The organism is Duncaniella muris, assembly GCF_003024805.1.
In the GTDB taxonomy this organism is placed as follows: domain Bacteria; phylum Bacteroidota; class Bacteroidia; order Bacteroidales; family Muribaculaceae; genus Duncaniella; species Duncaniella muris.
The window spans coordinates 44812-63466 of sequence record NZ_PUEC01000008.1; the positions used below are offsets into that span (position 1 = coordinate 44812).

The following is an 18655-nucleotide window of genomic DNA, read 5'->3' on the forward strand; positions in this document are numbered from 1 at the left end:
CCGATAAACCGATCATGACAGTCATAGCCGATGCCGGAAGCACCAAAATAGAATGGGCGCTGCTGGGAAAAGACTCCAGATGCAGCCTGCGCCTCTGCACCCGCGGATTCAATGCCGCCCAGTCTCACACCGACCGCCTCGTGGAGATCATACGCGAAGACGCCCCCGCACTCCTTGGCGATGCCACAGGCTGCAGCACCATATATTTCTACGGTGCCGGATGCATCGGAGAGCGCTGCCGGGAAGTAGGCTCGGTGCTGAAAGCTACCTTTGCGGCAGAGACAGCCCACGTCGACAGCGACATGCTCGCCGCCGCCCGCGCCCTCTGCGGCTCCGAGCCCGGAATAGCCTGCATACTCGGCACCGGATCCAACTCCTGCCTCTATGACGGCCGCCGTATCACGGCCAACACACCACCTATGGGCTTCATACTCGGCGACGAAGGCAGCGGCGCCTCCCTCGGCAAAGCCCTCCTGACCGGCATATTCAAACGCCGCCTGCCGCAAAACCTCATCTCACTGTTCACCGACCGCTACCCGGAAGCAGACAAAGCCGAAGTCATCCGCAACGTCTACCGAGGAGAGCGCCCGGCCGCCTATCTCGCCTCATTCGCCCCCTTCCTGAAAGAACATATCGGCATACCTGAGATCAGCCGACTCGTCACAGATGAATTCACCCGCTTCTTCCGGATGAACATACTCGACTACGACAACGCCCGCGCTCTACCCGTCCACTTCATCGGCTCCATAGCCCACCACTTCGCCCCTCAGCTCCGCCGGGCAGCCGCAGACTGCGGACTGACAATAGGCCGCATCACCCAAGCCCCGATGGACGCCCTCATCCGCTTCCACGGCCAATAAAAATCCCCGCAGGCGTCCGTAGGACACTGATTTACTTCCACCACGTGACCGTGACATCCTCTATTCCAAGACAGTGTAACCACCCCCAATACCTCGAAGAGGCTTGCAAACATCCTTGTTTGCAAAACATGCCCGCCACACGTCCATAAGATAAAACGCGCCTTACCAGTCCTTTATCCACGCGACAGCACCCGCTCCCATTCACCGTTCGGTCATTTGGCCGGAGGGCTTGGAGGCGGACAGATGGAAGGGGGGGAGCGCCGTGGAAAAATCAGTGGCGGTATTTCCTGATAACAATGTGATTGTTCTGGGTGATGACCACGTCAACCTGCACGTCATGCGGATCGGCTTCAATCTCATCAACGAGCTGAAAATCATAGGCCACACCCACTTTGCGGGCACGGCTTCCGGCGAGAAGGCGGTCGTAATAACCCTTGCCGCGGCCCACACGGTTGCCGCTGCGGTCATAGGCCACAGCCGGGACCACGATCATCTCCATCTCATCGACCGAAGAAGTGTCAGTCCCCGTAGGCTCCTCGATATGGAACGAACCGAGGCTCAGGCGCGATTCATCGTATGGAAGAATCTCAAGATTCACACCGTTGACGCGCGGAACATAGAAATGCTTGCGTCCGCACCACTTTCTGATAAACGCCCGCGTTGACAGTTCGTCAGGAAGCGAATGATACATCAAAATCCTGTCTGACAGCATGAATTCGGCAGTCTGTTCGAGCAGGCTGAACACCTGTTCGGCCGCCGCCTGCTTTTCCTCCTCACTCAGAAGAGTCTTGCGGGCCTTTATATTGCGCCTTATGTCATCTTTTTTCATAGTCCCGGTGGAAGCTTTAGAGAATCTATTTTATCTCCTTGACCGGAAAAGCCGCCTTGCCGGAGGCGAGAGCCTCGACTCCGCTGACAACCGTCGGGTCAAGTTCGTTGAACACCTTGAAATAGCCCTCTACGCCAAGCACATTACGGACTATCATGGCTTTCAGTTGATTAACAAGCAGATCACGGGAAATGTTTATGTAGTACCAGCGGGGAGCCACACCGGCCTTCTGCGAGTAGCTGACAAAGTCCTGAAGCAGAGTGTCATCGTCAGGGAGCATGCGCAGAAGAGCAGCCACACCGCCTGACTTTTCAAGCCTGTCGCGGTTTCGGTCGGTATAGTCGAAAGTATATTTCTGAATCAGACCGGCATTGACTACGTTGAGATAATACGACGTGATGCCGGCAGTGTCATTCGGGACGAAAATGTCAGGCATGATGCCCCCGCCGCCATAGACGGTGCGTCCGTGCATGGTCTCGAAGGCAAGCGACTTGTCGAGCTTTATGGAATCGGCGCTGTAGAACTCGCCGTGTTCGTAGCGGTTGATGATATCGCGGTCATAATCCGTTCCCGGAGCGTAGGTCTTCTGGATGCAGCGCCCCGACGGAGTGTAGTAGCGGGCTATGGTCAGACGCAGGGCACTGCTGTCAGGCAGTTCGATCTGATTCTGAACCAGACCCTTGCCGAACGAGCGGCGGCCTATCACCAGTCCGCGGTCATTGTCCTGGATAGCACCGGCGAAGATCTCGCTCGCGCTTGCCGAGACCTCGTCGATCAGAACCACCAGCTCGGTGTTGAGCAGCGATCCGGAACCGTCGCTGAACGTAGGGCGGTCATCGGGAGCAGTCTTTCCGCGCATACTCACTATCGGCGAGCCGGCAGGCAGGAATTCATTGGCCATCAGCACGGCGGGCTCCATGAAGCCGCCGCCGTTGCCGCGGAGGTCTATTACAAACTTCTCGGCCCCGTCGGCCATAAGGTTGACAACCGAGGTGAGAAATTCGCTGTAGGTGTTCGACCCGAATTTATTGATCTTGACATAGCCGGTCTTCGGAGCGATCATATAGGCGGCGTCGATAGAGGTCACAGGGATGTCGCCGCGGACCACCTCGAAAGGAAGAATCTTTTTCGACGTGTGGCGTTTGATGCCGAGCTTCACCACACTCCCCTTAGGCCCGCGCAGCGAAGAGCGCACCTTGACATCGCTCCATTTCTGCCCGGCCACAATGGTGTCGTTGATGCTCACAATCTTGTCGCCGGCAAGCAGACCGGCCTTCTCCGAGGGTCCGCCGGAAATCACCTCAAGCACATTAATGCTGTCGTTGAGCAGATTGAACGATATGCCGATGCCTGAAAACGAGCCGCTCAGCTCCTCGTTGACGTTCTGAAGATCCGAGGCGGGGATATAGACCGAGTGGGGGTCGAGATGCGAGAGCAACCCGGCAAACGAAGCCTCAAGCAGACTGTCGGGGTCAACATCGTCGACATACGAGCGGTCGATTATTTCCAGAATCGTGTCAAGCTTGCTTCTGGAATTCCACCTTGCGGAATTATTGAAAAAAGATTTACCGATCCACATTCCGGCCACGAGAGCCACTGCAATGGCAAGCGGCATCCAGACGGATGTTTTCTTAAGACGGTTGTTCATAGAAGGTTTTTACAAAAAAATTAGCTTTTTGATGTTTTTATCTTATCAGAGACAATGTAATAATGTACGAATAGCAATAAGAGGTTGTCAAAAAAACAACGGCCTCTAAGTATGGGCCGGCGTGGAGCAGGCGGCTAATTACTATAAACGCCGTCAGTCTCGCAGGCATCCGATATATGGCAGCATTCCACCCCTGCACGGCGCAGCAGATCTATGCCGTCGGTGATGCGGTAGAGTTCGTTGAACACCACCCTCTTTATTCCGGCCTGGATGATCAGCTTCGCGCAGTCCAGACAGGGAGAAGCGGTAACATAGAGCGTCGAACCCTCGGCAGAGTTGTTTGAGCGGGCCACCTTGGTGATGGCATTGGCTTCGGCGTGGAGCACATAGGTCTTGGTCTGACCGCTCTCGTCCTCGCAGACATTCTCGAAGCCTGCCGGAGTTCCGTTGAACCCGTCGGAAATAATAGTGCGCCCCTTAACCATCAGCGCCCCGACTTTCCGCCGTTCGCAATAGGAATTCTCGGCCCATATGCGGGCCATGCGCAGATAGCGTCTGTCGAGCAGCTCCTGCTTGCCGTTATGTTCCTTGCCGTCATGTTCCATAATCGGTCGATTTATTCAGTGCAAAGATAGTGAGAATAATTCTATTAAATCACATTTCATCGCAAAATATAACACATCCGTCCCAAAAATGTGCACAAAACATAGCCACGTAATCCTTTAAACGGTCAGATCATCGCTTAAAAGCAAACGATGCCAGGATTTGTCAGACAGATCTTTTTTTGCAAAGGGTTATGTAATTATCGCGGTGGCCGGGGGCGTTGGCGGGGAAAGATTGCCTATGTGCGGGAAATTGATTACTTTTGTGGTGTAGTTAGATCAGGCGCGGTGGCGTCTGACTGTTGTCAATTCTTCACGGAGGGCGCACAAAGTCGGGGTTTCGGATGTTTAATCTCTAAAACCCGATGGGCTCCCGAAGTTGTAGCCGGAGTTCCCGAACGTCCTTCCGAAATTAAAAAAACATATATGATTATGAAATCTGTTTCTCTGTTAGCAACCGCCATTTCAGCAACTTTGCTTATGTCAGGCTGCAATGTATTCAAAAAAAACGGCACTACCGTGGATAGCGAAAACGCAAACGTAAAGACTACTACCGTAACCGGACAGCCGAAACCGGCATCTGCCGAAACTCTGATCGAGCCTCTGCTCGGAAGCTGGTCTGTCACCACTATCAACGGCGAGGAGGTGAAGGTCAACGGCGACAATCATCCCGAAGTGACTTTCAAGGCTATCCCTGAAGCGAAGACCGCCATTCTGGTGATCGGCTTCAACGGCTGCAATTATCTCAACGGTTCATGGATTGTCAAAGGCACGAAGCTCAATCCCAACGGCGAGTTTATCACCTCGCTCAAAGCTTGTCCGGACGCGCCTTATGAATTCGCTTTCAACCAGGCTATCAACCAGGTGGCTTCCTACAGTGTGATCGACAACAACTCCATCTCGCTCAATTCCGAATCAGGCACGGCTCTCATGACTCTGCGCAAGCGCAATCTATCGTTCCTCAACGGCGCATGGCAGGTGACTACCATCAAGGGTACTCCGGTTCCTGCCTCGACAGCCATCAAGGTGGTGATCGATATTGACGAATGCAAAATCCACGGCAATGCCGGCTGCAACATTCTCAACGGCACCGTGGTCATCAACCTCGACAAGGGCGACGGCATAGAGTTCAAGGATCTCGCCACCACCCGCATGACCTGCCCTGACATTGCCACCGAACAGTCATTCCTCGTGGCTCTCGAAGAGGTGGCCACATGCACTGAAGGTGCCTCTGCCGACCAGGCTATCATGAAGGATTCCGACGGAATGCCGATGCTGACCCTTATCCGCATCTCTCCCGACCAGCTCAATGAAGAATAGTCCGATAATGAAACCCATAGACATCAGCCATCTGCTGCTCCTCACTCCCGAAGAGCAGCAGATGCGCATTGACAGGGTCAGGGCCCGGATGGCTGCCGATCAGCTTCCGGCCATGCTGATTTCTGACAATGCCAACAAATATTATCTGACCGGACGTGTCTACGCCGGATACATCTATCTGCCTCTGGAAGGTCCGGTCATCTATTTTGTGCGCCGGCCGGTGGAACTCGAAGGCGACGGTGTGGTCTATATCCGCAAGCCTGAAGAGATAGGCCAGACTGTGGGGCTGAACGTTCCCGAAGCCATAGGCCTCGAACTGGATGTGCTCCCCTACTCTACGGCCATGCGCCTGAAGAGCGTCTTTCCGCAGAGCGAGCTTAAAAACGCCTCTGCGGTCATGCGCCAGGCCCGCGCGGTGAAGACTGCCGGTGAGATCGACATGATACGCCGCTCAGGAGTGAAGCATGTCCATGTCTACAGCCGCATCCCTCATCTCTATCAGCCGGGCATGAACGATCTTGAGCTTCAGGTGGAGATCGAGAAACTCAGCCGTCTGGAAGGTTGCCTCGGCCAGTTCCGCATCAGTGGAGACTCGATGGAGCTTTATATGGGCAACGTGCTTGTGGGCGACAATGCCGACTTCCCCTCGCCCTACGATTTCGCAATGGGCGGCCAGGGCATGGATCCCTCGCTGCCGGTGGGTGCCAACGGCAACACCATCAAGCCGGGCAATACGGTGATGGTCGACATGAACGGCAATTTTGACGGCTACATGACTGACATGACCCGTGTATTCGCCCTTGGCAATGTCGATCCGCTGGCTCTCAAGGCCCATCAGTGTTCAATCGACATCCACCGCGAGCTCTGCGCCATGATGCGTCCGGGAGCCGAGGCCAAGGCGCTCTATGCCAAGGCCGAGGAGATGGTCAGAGAGTGCGGCCTGCACCCCTACTTCATGGGCCACCGCCAGCATGCAGGCTTCATAGGCCACGGCATCGGCATAGAGATCAACGAGCTTCCGGTGATCGCTCCCCGCTCGCGCGACATCATCGCCGCAGGCAATGTGATAGCCCTCGAACCGAAATTCGTGATTCCGGGCACAGGTGCCGTAGGCATCGAGAATACCTATGCCGTCAATGACGATGGCATTGAATGCCTGACCCCGGCCCCTGAGGAGATTTCCTATTTCGACGTCTGACCGACAGGCCGCCACACTCCCCTCCCACTCACCACAGCCAACACCTGAAAATGCAATCTTTAGAAGATATAGTAAAAAAAATCGACCTCCCGCTCTTCCACTCCATCGGCGAGGCAGCCGACTCGATCAGCCGCCCCTGCTATGCCGTGGGGGGATGCGTGCGCGATCTGTTTCTTGACCGCCCGTCAAAGGATTTCGACTTCGTGACCGTGGGCAGCGGCATCGAACTGGCCGAGATAGTGGCCTCGCGCCTCGGCCGGGGCACACACCTCAACGTGTTCCGCAACTTCGGCACCGCGCAGGTCAAGCGCCACGACACGGAACTCGAATTCGTAGGCGCACGCCGCGAAAGCTATGACCGCAACTCGCGCAAGCCGGTGGTCGAGGACGGCACTCTCGAAGAAGACCTCTCGCGCCGCGACTTCACCGTCAACGCTTTGGCTCTGTGTGTCAACCGCAACGGCTTCGGGCAGCTCGTGGATCTCTTCGACGGACTGGCCGACATGGAGCGCCGTATTCTGCGCACTCCGCTCGATCCCGATGTCACTTTCAGCGACGATCCTCTGCGCATGATGCGGGCCATCCGCTTCGCCACTCAGCTCGATTTCACCATCCTGCCTGAGACCTTCGAGGCCATACGCCGCAATGCCGAGCGCATACGCATCATCTCAAAAGAGCGCATTGTCGACGAGCTGATGAAGATCATGCACTCCCGCCGCCCGTCAACCGGCTGGGATCTGCTGCTGAAATCAGGTCTGCTTGCCATCATCTTCCCCGAGCTGGCCGCCATGAAGGGGGTGGACGTGGTCAACGGACGCGGCCACAAGGACAATTTCTACCACACTATGGCCGTGCTCGACAACGTGGCCGAGAAGAGCGACGACGTGTGGTTGCGCTGGGGAGCGCTTATGCATGACATAGCCAAGCCCGTCACCAAGCGCTGGGACGAAAAAATAGGCTGGACCTTCCACAACCACAATTTCATCGGTGCCAAGATGGTGCCGCGCATTTTCCGCCGCATGAGGCTCCCGCAGGATTCAAAGATGAAATATGTGGCCAAACTCGTAGAGCTCCACATGCGCCCCATAGCACTGGTGGAGGACGAGGTCACGGATTCGGCTGTGCGCCGTCTGATCCACGACGCGGGCGATGACATTGAAGATCTGATGACTCTCTGCGAGGCCGACATCACCTCCAAGAATCAGGAAAAAGTGCGCCGGATTCTCGACAATTTCGCGCTTGTGCGCCGCAAGATGGTAGACCTCAACGAGCGTGACCACATCCGCAACTTCAAGCCGCCGGTCGACGGCACCGAGATCATGGAGACTTTCGGCATTTCAGGCGGTCCGGTAGTAGGCCAGATCAAGAGTGCCATCAAAAATGCGGTGCTTGACGGCGTGATCCACAACGACCACGGGGAAGCCCGCGAACTGATGCTGCGCCTGGCCGCCGAGCAGGGCCTCTATCCGGTCAGCGGCGCCAAGGAACAAGAGGGTGTTTCATAACAAGAGTTACACCCCCCAAAAAAATTTCAGAGTTTCTTTAATTAGAGAGAGAGTTACTTATGTACTATATCACCAAGCGATTCGAACTTGCAGGCTGCCACCGCCTCGAACTGTCATATGAAAGCAAATGCAGCCGCCTGCACGGCCACAACTGGATTGTGACCGTCCACTGCCGCTCACGCCAGCTCAACGCCGACGGTATGGTGGCCGATTTCAGCCACATCAAGGAGCACATCACCTCTTATCTCGACCACGGCAATTTCAACGAACTTCTCCCCTTCAACCCCACGGCCGAGAACATTGCCCGCTGGATCTGCGAGCAGATTCCCCACTGCTACCGCGTGGACGTGCAGGAAAGCGAGGGCAACGTGGCAAGCTACGAGACTGACGAATAATCCATTCCCCCACCAACACTCCCCCCACCACTACTCCTTTTTTATGAGCTACCGTATAAACGAGATTTTCTATTCGCTTCAGGGCGAGGGCTACTTCACGGGCACTCCCGCGGTGTTTCTGCGCATGAGCGGCTGCAATCTGAAATGCGGCTTCTGCGACACCCGCCACGAGGAACACACTCTGATGAGTCCCGCGCAGATTGTAGAGGCAATCGGGCAATATCCCACACGCCACATAATCATCACCGGAGGCGAACCCTCGCTGCAACTCGATCAGATGCTGGTCGATCTGCTCCATGACGAGGGCTGGTTCATACAGATCGAGACCAACGGCACCAATCCTCTGCCCGAAGGGATTGACTGGGTGACTTGTTCGCCGAAGCAGGGCCCTGGGGGTGAGATAGCCGTGCGCCTGCGCAACATCGACGAACTCAAAGTGGTCTACGAAGGTCAGGATGTCGAGTCCATAGCCAACTCGCTTCCGGCCATGCACTATTTCCTACAGCCCTGCAGCTCACCTCGCTACGACGGCGGTTCGAACACGGCTGCAACCGTCAGCTACATCCTCGCCAACCCCCACTGGCGCCTCTCCCTTCAGACCCACAAACTGATCGACATACAGTAGGCAGCTTTATAATCGGAGCGTTACGTCAGGATTGATCGCCTTGACAAGATCGATACAACGACTTTTAAGAGTCGTGTTTACTTTTGATTTATGTTAAGATTTAGAGAATATTTTCGAGTCAATTTTTAGATTTTGTGAAAGAGTTATGGGGTTCCATAATGACTGAACTAAAGCTTAAAATTGGTCGAAAAAAGCTATAAAGATTTCATAAAGTTAAATCTAAGAATTCAAAATATTTTAATTATTAGCATTCCATCCGGGGCGGTAAATCGGTGTCCTCGTCCGGACACCACATGCTGGAGGGGATCGCAAACCCGTGACACCTGCGCGCTGTGCGCTGCGGTGTCACGGGCTACGAGTAAACCGATGTCCTGACGGACATCACCATCCGGTCTCAGCACGCGCAGCGTGACCTGGACAGATCCAAAGGCAGCGCCAAACCCGGCAGGCAGGGTCCGGATGGTCACACAAGCAACGGAGGACGGCGGCAAGGCGGGGGACGGACGGTCACACAGGCAACGGAGGACGGCGGCAAGGCGGGGGACGGACGGGCAGCGGGCAGCGGGTGTCCGCCAGGACACCGGTTTACTCGTAGCCCCCGACACCGCAGCGCTTTGCGCACAGGTGTCGGGGGGATACATTCAAACAAATGTGGTGTCCGGCAGGACACCGATTTACCGTTCCGAATGGACCCGCAGATGACGGGTGCCCGCAAGACGAGGCCCGGATGGTCCAGCAAGCAACGGGGGACTATGTTTTTTGCCCTCTCCCGCATTATCGCACTAAAACGGGGACGGTGGTGATTATCTTTGCAGTAATAATACAAACGAAAAGTCAAAATTTACTGCGCTATGAAAAAACATACACGAAAGCCACTCTGTCCGGTATCAAAAAACTTCTATTCCACTATCACAGACCGCGTAAGAGACTCTCTGAGGAGTGTAGGCCGTGAGGATGCCGCGGAGGCGACTATGGGCTGCATTGACCGTTATATGGCTGACGGCACTCTGCCTCCGGGCGGCTCAGACGCCGCTACGATTCTGGTTTTCAACCTGCTACGCATAGAGATTGATAAGGCTCTCCAGCGTTCACGCCGTGCACGTCAGCGCGCCGCCGAAAGAGTGGCCGATGCCGCCCGAAAACACCGTGAGCCCGCAGCCGTTGCGGCAGTGTCTGCCCCCGCAGCAGCCGAACAGGATGTTGACTCCGATGATGCCGAGGACGAAGAACCGGAGCCGTTCAGACCGCGAAACCGCCGCGAACGCCGCCTTTACGAGCAGGAGGTGCGCCGTGCGGCAAACAGGCTGCGCCGCCGTCTGGCCCGACAGTAAGCACCCCAACGGAGCGCCCCGAAGTCTTTCGCCGGCCATGATGATTTTTAGAGCTCGTTTAAAAACAACCTCTTGCCTCCGGTATTCAAGGATTTTTGCTAATTTTGCCGATGCGTTTTGCGGGAGTGAGAAACTTTTGCGAAGTGCCGTTTGTAATGTAATTTAGATATTATATCAATATAGCATATGAAACTCAACAGATTACTGATAGCGTGTGCTTTAGCGGCCCTCTTCGGCGTGAGCAGCTGCACGAAGAAAGACGATTCGGCCAACCGGCTTGTGATTCTCCACACAAACGACACCCACTCGGCCATCGACCCCGACCGCCACAACCTCGGTGGCGCGGCCCGGCGCAGTGTGCTGATTGACAGCGTAAGAGGTGCCAATGATAACGTGATGCTGATTGATGCCGGCGATGCAGTGCAGGGCTCGCTCTACTACACCCTCTTCGGCGGAGAAGTGGAGCGCAAGGTCATGAACGCTATGGGCTATGACATACAGATTCTCGGCAACCACGAGTTTGACAAAGGCATGGAGCAGCTCGCCAAGGAGTGGAAACAGCTCAACGCCGTGCGCCTCAGCACCAACTATGACTTCAGCGGATCGACGCTCGAAGGCCTTTTTGTACCCTCGATGATGAAAAAGATCGGCGACAAGACCGTGGGCTTCATCGGCATCAATCTTGATCCGGCTGGAATTGTGACCGAGTCGAACTACGCCGGTGTCAAATACATCGACGGCATAAAGGCTGCCAACGAAGAGGCTGCCCGGCTCAAGAAAGACGGCGCCGACATGGTGATTGCCGTGACCCATATCGGCTATGACAACGAGCCCGGCTACAGCGACCTTGACATAGCCAGAAATTCACGCGACATCGACGTGGTCATCGGCGGTCACTCCCACACGGTGATTGACCCGGCCGACAAGCGCGCCGGAGTGCCCGCCTGGAGAGTGGCAAATGCCGACGGTGACACTATCAGTGTGCTGCAGACCGGATCAAGCGGTGTGAACCTCGGCGAGATCGACATTGACCTTGACACCAAGGAGGTCAGCGCCAAGCTGATCTCCGTTGACAGCCGTCTGGACAGCCGCGTTGGCTCGAAGATCGAATCAATCGTGGCCCCATACCGCGCCAAAGTCGACTCGATGCGCTCGCAGGTGATAGGCAACTCGCCTTTCGAGTTCGAACGCAAGTCGACAGAGATGCTCAATCTGCTGAGCGATTTCGTCAAGATCCGCGGAGAGGAAATCTGCGGAAAGCCTGTCGACCTGGCCATCATGAACAAGGGCGGTATCCGCAACTCACTTGCCGCCGGCCCCATCACCCAGGGCGAGATCATTGACATCGCTCCGTTTGACAACTCTATAGTAGTCATCGAGATCAAGGGCCAGGACCTGATAGACAACTTCGGCATCATGGCCGCGCAGGACGGCAACGGAGTGAGCGGCAATGTCAAGGCGGTCTATGATCCCTCGACCAAGGCTGTCAACAGCGTGACCATCGACGGCAAGCCTATTGACCCGAAACGCAGCTACCGCCTTGCCACGATCGACTATCTCGCCGCAGGCAATGACTATATGGAGCCTCTGAAAAAGGGCGTGACTCTCGCCAAGAGCAATGAAGTGCTCTATAAGATACTCATCGACTACATTTCGGCCGGGAAACTCGACAAACTGCTGTCGGCTCCTGACAAAAAGGCCCGCATGACAAGCTTCTAAGAGACAATGAACGGATGGCTTACATTGGGCTTGCTTGTCATAAGCAACATTTTCATGACTTTCGCTTGGTACGGACAGCTGAAACTGTCGGAAATGAAGGTCATAACCTCGCAGACCCCGCTGATGCTGGTGATACTGCTCTCATGGGGCATCGCTCTGTTTGAATATTTTTTCATGGTTCCGGCAAACCGCTACGGTTTCTCCGGCAACGGCGGCCAGTTTTCGCTGCTGCAGCTGAAGGTCATGCAGGAGGTGATCTCACTGGTGGTGTTCTCGATTTTCACCATAGTGTTTTTCAAGGGCGAGGCGCTCCACTGGAATCACTTTCTGGCATTCTGCCTGCTGATAGCAGCCGTCTATCTGGTATTTATGGACAGCTGAAAAAGAGCCGCTCTTACTCTCCTACGTGATAAAGATTCATCCGGCAAGCCTGACAGTCGAAGTCGGCCCGGAGTCTTACAGGTCCGCTGATCAAGGTCAGCGGACCTTTCCATTCCTTGCCGGAGGGTTCGCGGAGACACTTTCCGAGCTCGCGCCGCAGGCAATAGCGGGTGGTCATCACCGGAGCCTGCGAGTTGTCTCCGCCGGTTTCCACGGCAGAGCCTATGGCCGATGCTCCGTGATCGCTGTAGAACTCGCGGGCAAGGCGGTTGGCCACGTTGTCATGGACCGTAAGCACAGAGCCTTGGGGAAGCCCTGCATCAGGCTTCTCAGGGAGCCGGTAGGAATAGGAATAGGTCATGCGTGAGGCGCGCTCCAGAGCCTCCACGCAGTCGCGGCGAAGCGAGGCAAGGGCTGAGGCAGGTATGAAATAATCGCCTGCAAGGTCTACTATACGGCCTGCACGATAGACGGTGGCGCCGAGCTTGTCGAGAATCTTGCGGCGCGGGGCGGCCTGCGGGGTGACGGCGGTCTGCAGGGGTGAGTCGAGTGTGGCCACTACCGAGGCCGAGACTCCGCGCTCGTCAGTCATCTCAAGCATCAGGCGGTCGGGCAGGCGGAGGTGGAGCGACATGTCGACCGCCAGCGTCCGGCGCGTCTTGGCCGCGGTGATCTGATCGTCGAAATTCTTGTCGCGGTTGCGGTAGAGCGCAGTGCCAGCCGGAATGGTCTGGGGCGAGGCCGGGAAAAGACGGTTGCCATCCGCACGGTTTAGCCTGAAGCCGGTAAAAGCTCCTGCAGGGGTAAAAAATCCGAGACCGTCACCGTTGGCCAGAGGCGCGTCGAGGCGTGCGGTGATGAATTTTGCATTGCAGGCGGTGACTGTGCCTATCTTCTGGCCGATGGCCTTAGGGCTTGCCATTGAGGCCATTCCCTTGGCAGGGGCGCGCCCGGTGAGGAAATAGGGGGTGAATCCGCGGTTGAAACTCTTTTCGAGCGAGGGACTGAAACCGAGGCTGACACATCCGGCCGACTGGCGGACATAGCGGCCGCCGCTCTCACTGACCAGGCGGTCGAGAATGCGGCTGTAGGCTCCTACGGTATTCTTGACATAGGCATCGTCCTTGAGACGGCCTTCGATCTTGAAGGAGGTGACTCCGGCCCCGGCCAGTTCGGGCATTACCGACGAGCGGTTCAGATCGCGCAGCGAAAGCAGATGGCGCCCGCTGACAAGCTGACGACCGGAGCCGTCGACAAGGTCAAAGGGCAGACGGCAGATCTGGGCACACTCTCCGCGGTTGGCGCTGCGGCCGGTGGTGACGAAACTTGCACGGCAGTCGCCGCTGTAGCTGACACAGAGCGCACCGTGGATGAAAGCTTCGAGCGGAGTCTGAGGCACTGCGGCATGAATTTCGGCTATCTCTTTCAGAGAGAGCTCGCGGGCAAGCACCAGGCGTGAGAAGCCTGCATCGGCCAGAAAACGGGCCTTGGCGGCATCACGGATGTCGCACTGGGTGCTGGCATGAAGCTCGATGGGTGGCAGATCCATGCGCAGAAGGCCCATGTCCTGGACTATAAGGGCATCGACACCGGCACGATAGAGCTCACCGACAAGCCTTTCGACTGATCTGATCTCATCGTCATAGACAATCGTGTTGACGGTGGCATAGATCCGGGCGCCGAACCTATGGGCGAATTCTGCAGCCCGTCCTATCTCGGCCACGGAATTGGCCGCGGCCCGGCGGGCACCGTGACTCGACGCACCGATGTAGACCGCATCGGCACCTGCCGTGACTGCTGCGATTGCGGTGTCGGCCGTGCGGGCCGGAGCAAGGAGTTCGAGATGAGTTGCAGTTGATTTGCCCATATGGAGTCCGTTGTGTTAAATAGCGTTAAAACAGAATGTTTATATTAAACCTTAGCGCCTTTGTCGAGTCAAAAAGACATAAAACGTAATAGAATTAGCTTTTTGATTATAATGATTGCTCTGCGTCGGCTCGTGAAGAGTGGCGCAGAGCACGTTTTTTACGGTGGCGGCTGACGCAGACGGTCAGACTGTCAGCAAAGCGAAAACCCTCGCGGCGCTTTCTAATAAACGCTGCGAGGGCTGTGATTATTGCCGGAGGGTGGCATCATCCACCAATGGAGTTTTCCATCAGCGGAACGGGGTCTTATCCCTCTATGAAGCTGTCAAGAGATCTGACGGCTTCGATGCACATGCGTGAATTGTGGTAGGGACATTTCCAGAATCCGGCCTTGTCATCGGCGGTGTTGACTGAACCGTCGGCCCGGCGCGACCAGTGCCACTCGCCGGCGGGGTCCACAAGATTGTCGGCTATGTAGCGCCATGACTGCAGGGCGCGGTCGAGCTGCACGGGCTGTCCGTGGAACTGCGCGAGCCAGAGCTGCCCGATGACGTTTTCAGCCTGCACCCACCAGTGCTTGTCGTTGTCATAGTTTCCGGCGGGATGGCGCTCGTAGACCATTGACCCGTCCACGCAGCGGCCCTGAAGGGCAGCCTGGGCTATATGGGCCGTGTGGTCGAGGGTCTTGGCGGTCAACTGCGGGTCACCGATGACGTGGGCTGTCTCAAGCAGCAGCCATGAGGCTTCGATGTCATGTCCGTAGCTCTCGGCTCCGGGCTGGATGTTCCAGTCATCGTCAAAGAAGAGAGTCAGATGGTGGCTGACGGGATTTTCGATGCGGTTAAGGAAGATCTGAAGCAGATTGACGGTGGCTTCCTCTACATCGGCCACACGTGTCTCCAACGATGCCGGACATTTTTCTTTCAGCGCGCGGAGCAGGTTGGTGTAGCCTTCAAGGATGTGGAGATGGGTGTTCATGGTCTTGGAGGCGTTGGCGTCATGGTCGCTCAGGCGCATGTCGGCTATCGGCTGCCAGTCACGGGTGGTGGCCTCGATATAGCCGTTTTTCACGCGGTCGCGCGAATGGGTCTCGATGGCGTCGAAAAGCTCTGTGGCGAGGCGTAGCGACTCTTCATCACCGCAGGCGCGATAGTATTCCGCGAGACCGTAGATGATGAAGGCGATGGCGTAGAACTGCTTTTTGGTGTCGAGGGGCGATCCGTCGGCGTTGAGACTCCAGAAAGCGCCGCCGAATTCGCGGTCAATGAAGCGGTCTGCAATGTAGTTGCGCGCACGGGTGGCCGCCGCGAGATAATCGGGGTTTCCGGTGGCGAGAGCGGCTGCGGAGAATGACCAGAGGATGCGGGCATTGAGTATGGCGCCCTTGGGAGCGTCGGCGTCGAGATTGTCAGAACCGTCGCGGCGTCCGTAGAAGCCTCCGCGCGGATCGGTCATCCGGTCGAGCCAGTAAGGGAGTATGTTGCGGGTCAGGTTGTCAAGCAGTTCCTGACGGAAGACTTTTAGAGTTTCCTGATTCATTTCTGAAGAGTTGATACGGGGTTCTGTATAAGAGAATGTTCAGAGATTGTTAGAGGTCGTTTAAAAACAATCCCTTAGAGCGACTTCAAAAATCTGCCGTTTCAGACTGGTTCGACGAAGCGGTCGGGATCGTCATCAACAGGTTGCTCACGCTGGAGTTTGAGCCGGGCCACGATATCTTTCATCTCTTTGGTGCCGAGCGGATAGAGCCAGACTATGAGCATGGAGAGGAGGGCAACTCCAGCAGGGATGAAGGTCATGAGCATCCAGAGACATTCTATGGCGCTTGCGGGCTGGACTATGCTCATTCCCTGGTTGGCATCGGTACGTTCGATGTAGCCGCAGCCGCTGAGAAGCCACATGACTGCCGCGCCGCCGATGGCTCCGCCGAATTTCTGGGCCATAGAGGCCGAGGAGAAGATGAGGCCGGTAGAGGCCGAGCGGGTTTTCAGTTCGGAGTAGTCGCTGATATCGGCATACATTGACCATACGAGCGGCGCCATCACGCCTGTGAGCACCGAGATGACTATCTGGAGCAGGAGCATCATCAGCAGACCGCCGTTTGACTCAGGCGAGAGGGTGAAGAAGATCACGCTGAAGATGATGAGCAGGGCGTCGACCAGAATGAAGGTGGGTTTCTTGCCGAATCTGTTGGTGACGGGCACTGCGAGAGCCACTCCTACCATGTTGGCAACCTCGCCGACTCCGAGGAAGAGGCCGGAGTAGAAGAGAAGCGAGAGTGAGAAGATGGCTATGTGCTGTTCGCCTCCGATGATGTCGGCGAAGAAGAATGCCACAGTGGCACCGCGCACGGTGTTGAAGAGGTTGAAGCAGAGCGAGGCTCCGTTGAGAAGCCACCAGGGTTTGTTGGTCAGCAGCGCCTTGAGGTCTTTGCCGAGTGAGGCCGAGCTGACGGTGGTGAGCTGCTCGCGGGTGAAGTTGAAGCACAGGAGGAAGAGGACAAAGCAGCAGGCTGCTATCACTATCATGGCAAACTGCCAGCTGCTCTGGAGCGACATGCCCATCGAGGTGGAGAAGAACTTGCAGAGGGGATCCCAGGCGAAGAGGGCTATGAAGGAGCCTCCGTAGGCGAAGAACATGCGGAAGGATGAGAAGACGGTCTTTTCCTGCGAGTCGTCGGTCATGACTCCGAGCATGGCTCCATAGGGGACGTTGATGCCGGTGTAGACGGTCATCATGAGGATGTAGGTGACGTAGGCCCATACGAGTTTGGCTGCATAGCCCCAGTCAGGGGTGGTGAACAGGAGTATGCCGCAGATTGAGAAGGGGGCGGCCACCCACAGCAGGTAGGGGCGGTATTTGCCCCAGCGGGTCTTGGTGCGGTCGGCGACGATGCCCATCATGGGGTCAGAGACGGCGTCCCAGATGCGGGTGACAAGCAGGAGCACACCGGTGTCTACGAGGCTTATGCCGAATACGTTGGCATAGAAAAACGGGAGGTAGTAGCTGAAGACTTTCCAGAACATGGACGAGGCCATGTCACCGAAGCCGTAGCCTATTTTTTCTTTTAAAGGAGCCATATCAGAATTTGAGGTAAGAAGACGTAAAAAACAAGCTCTTAATGTTAATGCGAATTGGCCCAATCGTCAGTCAATCGGGCCAATTCGCAGGTGGTTTTATTCGCCGAGGATCTCAAGATTGCTGTCGATCAGGCGGTTGAGAGTGCGGACCGATTCTGAGGTGGAAAGTCCGTCTTCAGGGGTGTTGAGGCAATAGTCCACAAGGCGGTCGATGGTCGATGTGGCAACGTGCATGCGGGTGTCAGACGATGCGTAGTAGATGAATACTTTGCCGTCTTCGTCGGCGATCCAGCCGTTGGTGAAGAGGACGTTCATCACGTCGCCGATATATTCGCCGCCCACCGGAGCCATGAAGTAGCCGCCGGGCGATGCGATTTTCTTCCAGGGCTCTTCAAGCGAGGTCATGTAGAGGTAGAGGACATAACGCAGGCCTGAGGCGCAGCCGCGCACGCCGTGGGCGAGATGGAGCCAGCCTTTGGAGGTCTTGATGGGGTGCGGGCCTTCGCCGTTTTTGGTTTCCTTGATGGTGTGGTAGTAACGGCGGTCGATGATGGTCTCTTCGGTTACTTCGGCATTGGTGATGTCGTCGATGAGCGCCCAGCCGATGCCGCCGCCGCTGCCGGTGTCGATGAAGCCGTCCTGCGGGCGGGTATAGAGGGCGTATTTTCCATTGACAAATTCAGGATGGAGCACTACGTTGCGCTGCTGCGACTTGCATTTCAGATCCGGGAGGCGTTCCCAGTTGATGAGGTCGCGGGTGCGGGCGATGCCGCAGGCTGCTGTGGCTGCCGAGAGATCGCCGGGGCATGAGTCGTCATGACGCTCTACGCAGAAGAGGCCGTAGACCCAGCCGTCTTCATGGTGGGTAAGGCGCATGTCATAGACGTTGGTGGCAGGATCTTCTGTGTCAGGCATGGTGACGGGGTGAGGCCAGAAGCGGAAGTTGTCGATGCCGTTGGGGCTTTCGGCCACTGCGAAGAATGACTTGCGGTCGTTGCCTTCGACACGGACCATGAGGATGTATTTGCCGTTCCACTTTATGGCGCCTGAGTTGAGAGTGGCGTTGCAGCCGATGCGCTCCATGAAGTAGGGGTTGGTGGCGGGGTTGAAGTCGTATTTCCATGTCGGGGGCACCATTTCGGCTGTGATGACCGGGTTGGCATAGCGCTCGTAGACGCCGTTGCCCTGAATCGGGGTGTTGGGACGGGTGACGAGTTCCTCGTAGCGGGCAAGGACAAGATTTTTACGATAATTGAAAAGATCCATCTGTTTAGAGGCTTTTAGAGACTGTTTTTAT

At 56.3% G+C, this 18655-nt stretch carries 16 protein-coding genes; 9 read left to right on the top strand and 7 right to left on the bottom strand.

Annotated features, from left to right (window positions below; translation table 11 throughout):
• Positions 1 to 14: 14 nt before the first annotated feature.
• Positions 15 to 860, top strand: coding sequence for an ATPase (locus tag C5O23_RS04830; RefSeq protein WP_107031813.1), 846 nt, complete (start codon positions 15 to 17; stop codon positions 858 to 860).
• Between the two features lie 271 nt (positions 861 to 1131).
• Here C5O23_RS04830 and C5O23_RS04835 read toward each other — a convergent pair whose 3' ends face one another.
• The 3 genes from C5O23_RS04835 to C5O23_RS04845 all read right to left on the bottom strand — a co-directional run bounded on the left by C5O23_RS04835 (position 1132) and on the right by C5O23_RS04845 (position 3942).
• Entirely contained in the window at positions 1132 to 1689 is a 558-nt protein-coding gene (locus C5O23_RS04835; protein WP_107031814.1) for a 5-formyltetrahydrofolate cyclo-ligase, read from the bottom strand.
• Between the two features lie 25 nt (positions 1690 to 1714).
• On the bottom strand, positions 1715 to 3337 hold the full coding sequence (locus C5O23_RS04840) for a S41 family peptidase (RefSeq protein WP_240597674.1): 1623 nt from the start codon (positions 3335 to 3337) through the stop codon (positions 1715 to 1717).
• 134 nt (positions 3338 to 3471) lie between these two features.
• Entirely contained in the window at positions 3472 to 3942 is a 471-nt protein-coding gene (locus C5O23_RS04845; protein ID WP_107031815.1) for a deoxycytidylate deaminase, read from the bottom strand.
• 429 nt (positions 3943 to 4371) lie between these two features.
• Between C5O23_RS04845 and C5O23_RS04850 the strand changes: the two genes are divergently transcribed.
• The 8 genes from C5O23_RS04850 (at position 4372) to C5O23_RS04890 (ending at position 12413) form a co-directional block, all read left to right on the top strand.
• Complete coding sequence (locus tag C5O23_RS04850) at positions 4372 to 5259, top strand: META domain-containing protein (protein ID WP_160631765.1); 888 nt, start codon at positions 4372 to 4374, stop codon at positions 5257 to 5259.
• A gap of 7 nt (positions 5260 to 5266) precedes the next feature.
• Positions 5267 to 6457: a M24 family metallopeptidase gene (locus C5O23_RS04855; RefSeq protein WP_107031817.1), complete on the top strand. Its 1191-nt coding sequence runs from the start codon at positions 5267 to 5269 to the stop codon at positions 6455 to 6457.
• Between the two features lie 50 nt (positions 6458 to 6507).
• A complete protein-coding gene (locus C5O23_RS04860) occupies positions 6508 to 7962 on the top strand; it encodes a CCA tRNA nucleotidyltransferase (RefSeq protein WP_205743424.1) in 1455 nt (484 codons plus the stop codon).
• A gap of 59 nt (positions 7963 to 8021) precedes the next feature.
• Entirely contained in the window at positions 8022 to 8357 is a 336-nt protein-coding gene (locus tag C5O23_RS04865; protein ID WP_107031819.1) for a 6-carboxytetrahydropterin synthase, read from the top strand.
• A gap of 43 nt (positions 8358 to 8400) precedes the next feature.
• Positions 8401 to 8982, top strand: a complete 582-nt coding sequence (locus C5O23_RS04870; protein ID WP_107031820.1) for a 7-carboxy-7-deazaguanine synthase QueE — start codon at positions 8401 to 8403, stop codon at positions 8980 to 8982.
• Positions 8983 to 9833: 851 nt separating this feature from the next.
• The gene (locus C5O23_RS04880) at positions 9834 to 10313 is read left to right on the top strand and encodes a hypothetical protein (RefSeq protein WP_107031822.1); all 480 of its coding nucleotides are present in this window, start codon (positions 9834 to 9836) and stop codon (positions 10311 to 10313) included.
• A 186-nt stretch (positions 10314 to 10499) separates the two neighbouring features.
• Positions 10500 to 12032 carry a bifunctional metallophosphatase/5'-nucleotidase gene (locus C5O23_RS04885; protein ID WP_107031823.1) on the top strand — a complete coding sequence of 511 codons (1533 nt, stop codon included), beginning with the start codon at positions 10500 to 10502 and terminating at the stop codon, positions 12030 to 12032.
• Between the two features lie 6 nt (positions 12033 to 12038).
• Positions 12039 to 12413, top strand: a complete 375-nt coding sequence (locus C5O23_RS04890; protein WP_107031824.1) for a DMT family protein — start codon at positions 12039 to 12041, stop codon at positions 12411 to 12413.
• Positions 12414 to 12426: 13 nt separating this feature from the next.
• Here the strand turns inward: C5O23_RS04890 and C5O23_RS04895 are convergent, their stop codons facing one another.
• The 4 genes from C5O23_RS04895 to C5O23_RS04910 all read right to left on the bottom strand — a co-directional run bounded on the left by C5O23_RS04895 (position 12427) and on the right by C5O23_RS04910 (position 18624).
• Entirely contained in the window at positions 12427 to 14280 is a 1854-nt protein-coding gene (locus C5O23_RS04895) for a peptidase U32 family protein (RefSeq protein WP_107031825.1), read from the bottom strand.
• A gap of 304 nt (positions 14281 to 14584) precedes the next feature.
• Entirely contained in the window at positions 14585 to 15817 is a 1233-nt protein-coding gene (locus tag C5O23_RS04900) for an AGE family epimerase/isomerase (RefSeq protein ID WP_107031826.1), read from the bottom strand.
• 101 nt (positions 15818 to 15918) lie between these two features.
• On the bottom strand, positions 15919 to 17358 hold the full coding sequence (locus C5O23_RS04905) for an MFS transporter (protein WP_107031827.1): 1440 nt from the start codon (positions 17356 to 17358) through the stop codon (positions 15919 to 15921).
• A gap of 96 nt (positions 17359 to 17454) precedes the next feature.
• The gene (locus C5O23_RS04910) at positions 17455 to 18624 is read right to left on the bottom strand and encodes a glycoside hydrolase family 130 protein (protein WP_107031828.1); all 1170 of its coding nucleotides are present in this window, start codon (positions 18622 to 18624) and stop codon (positions 17455 to 17457) included.
• Between the last annotated feature and the right edge of the window lie 31 nt (positions 18625 to 18655).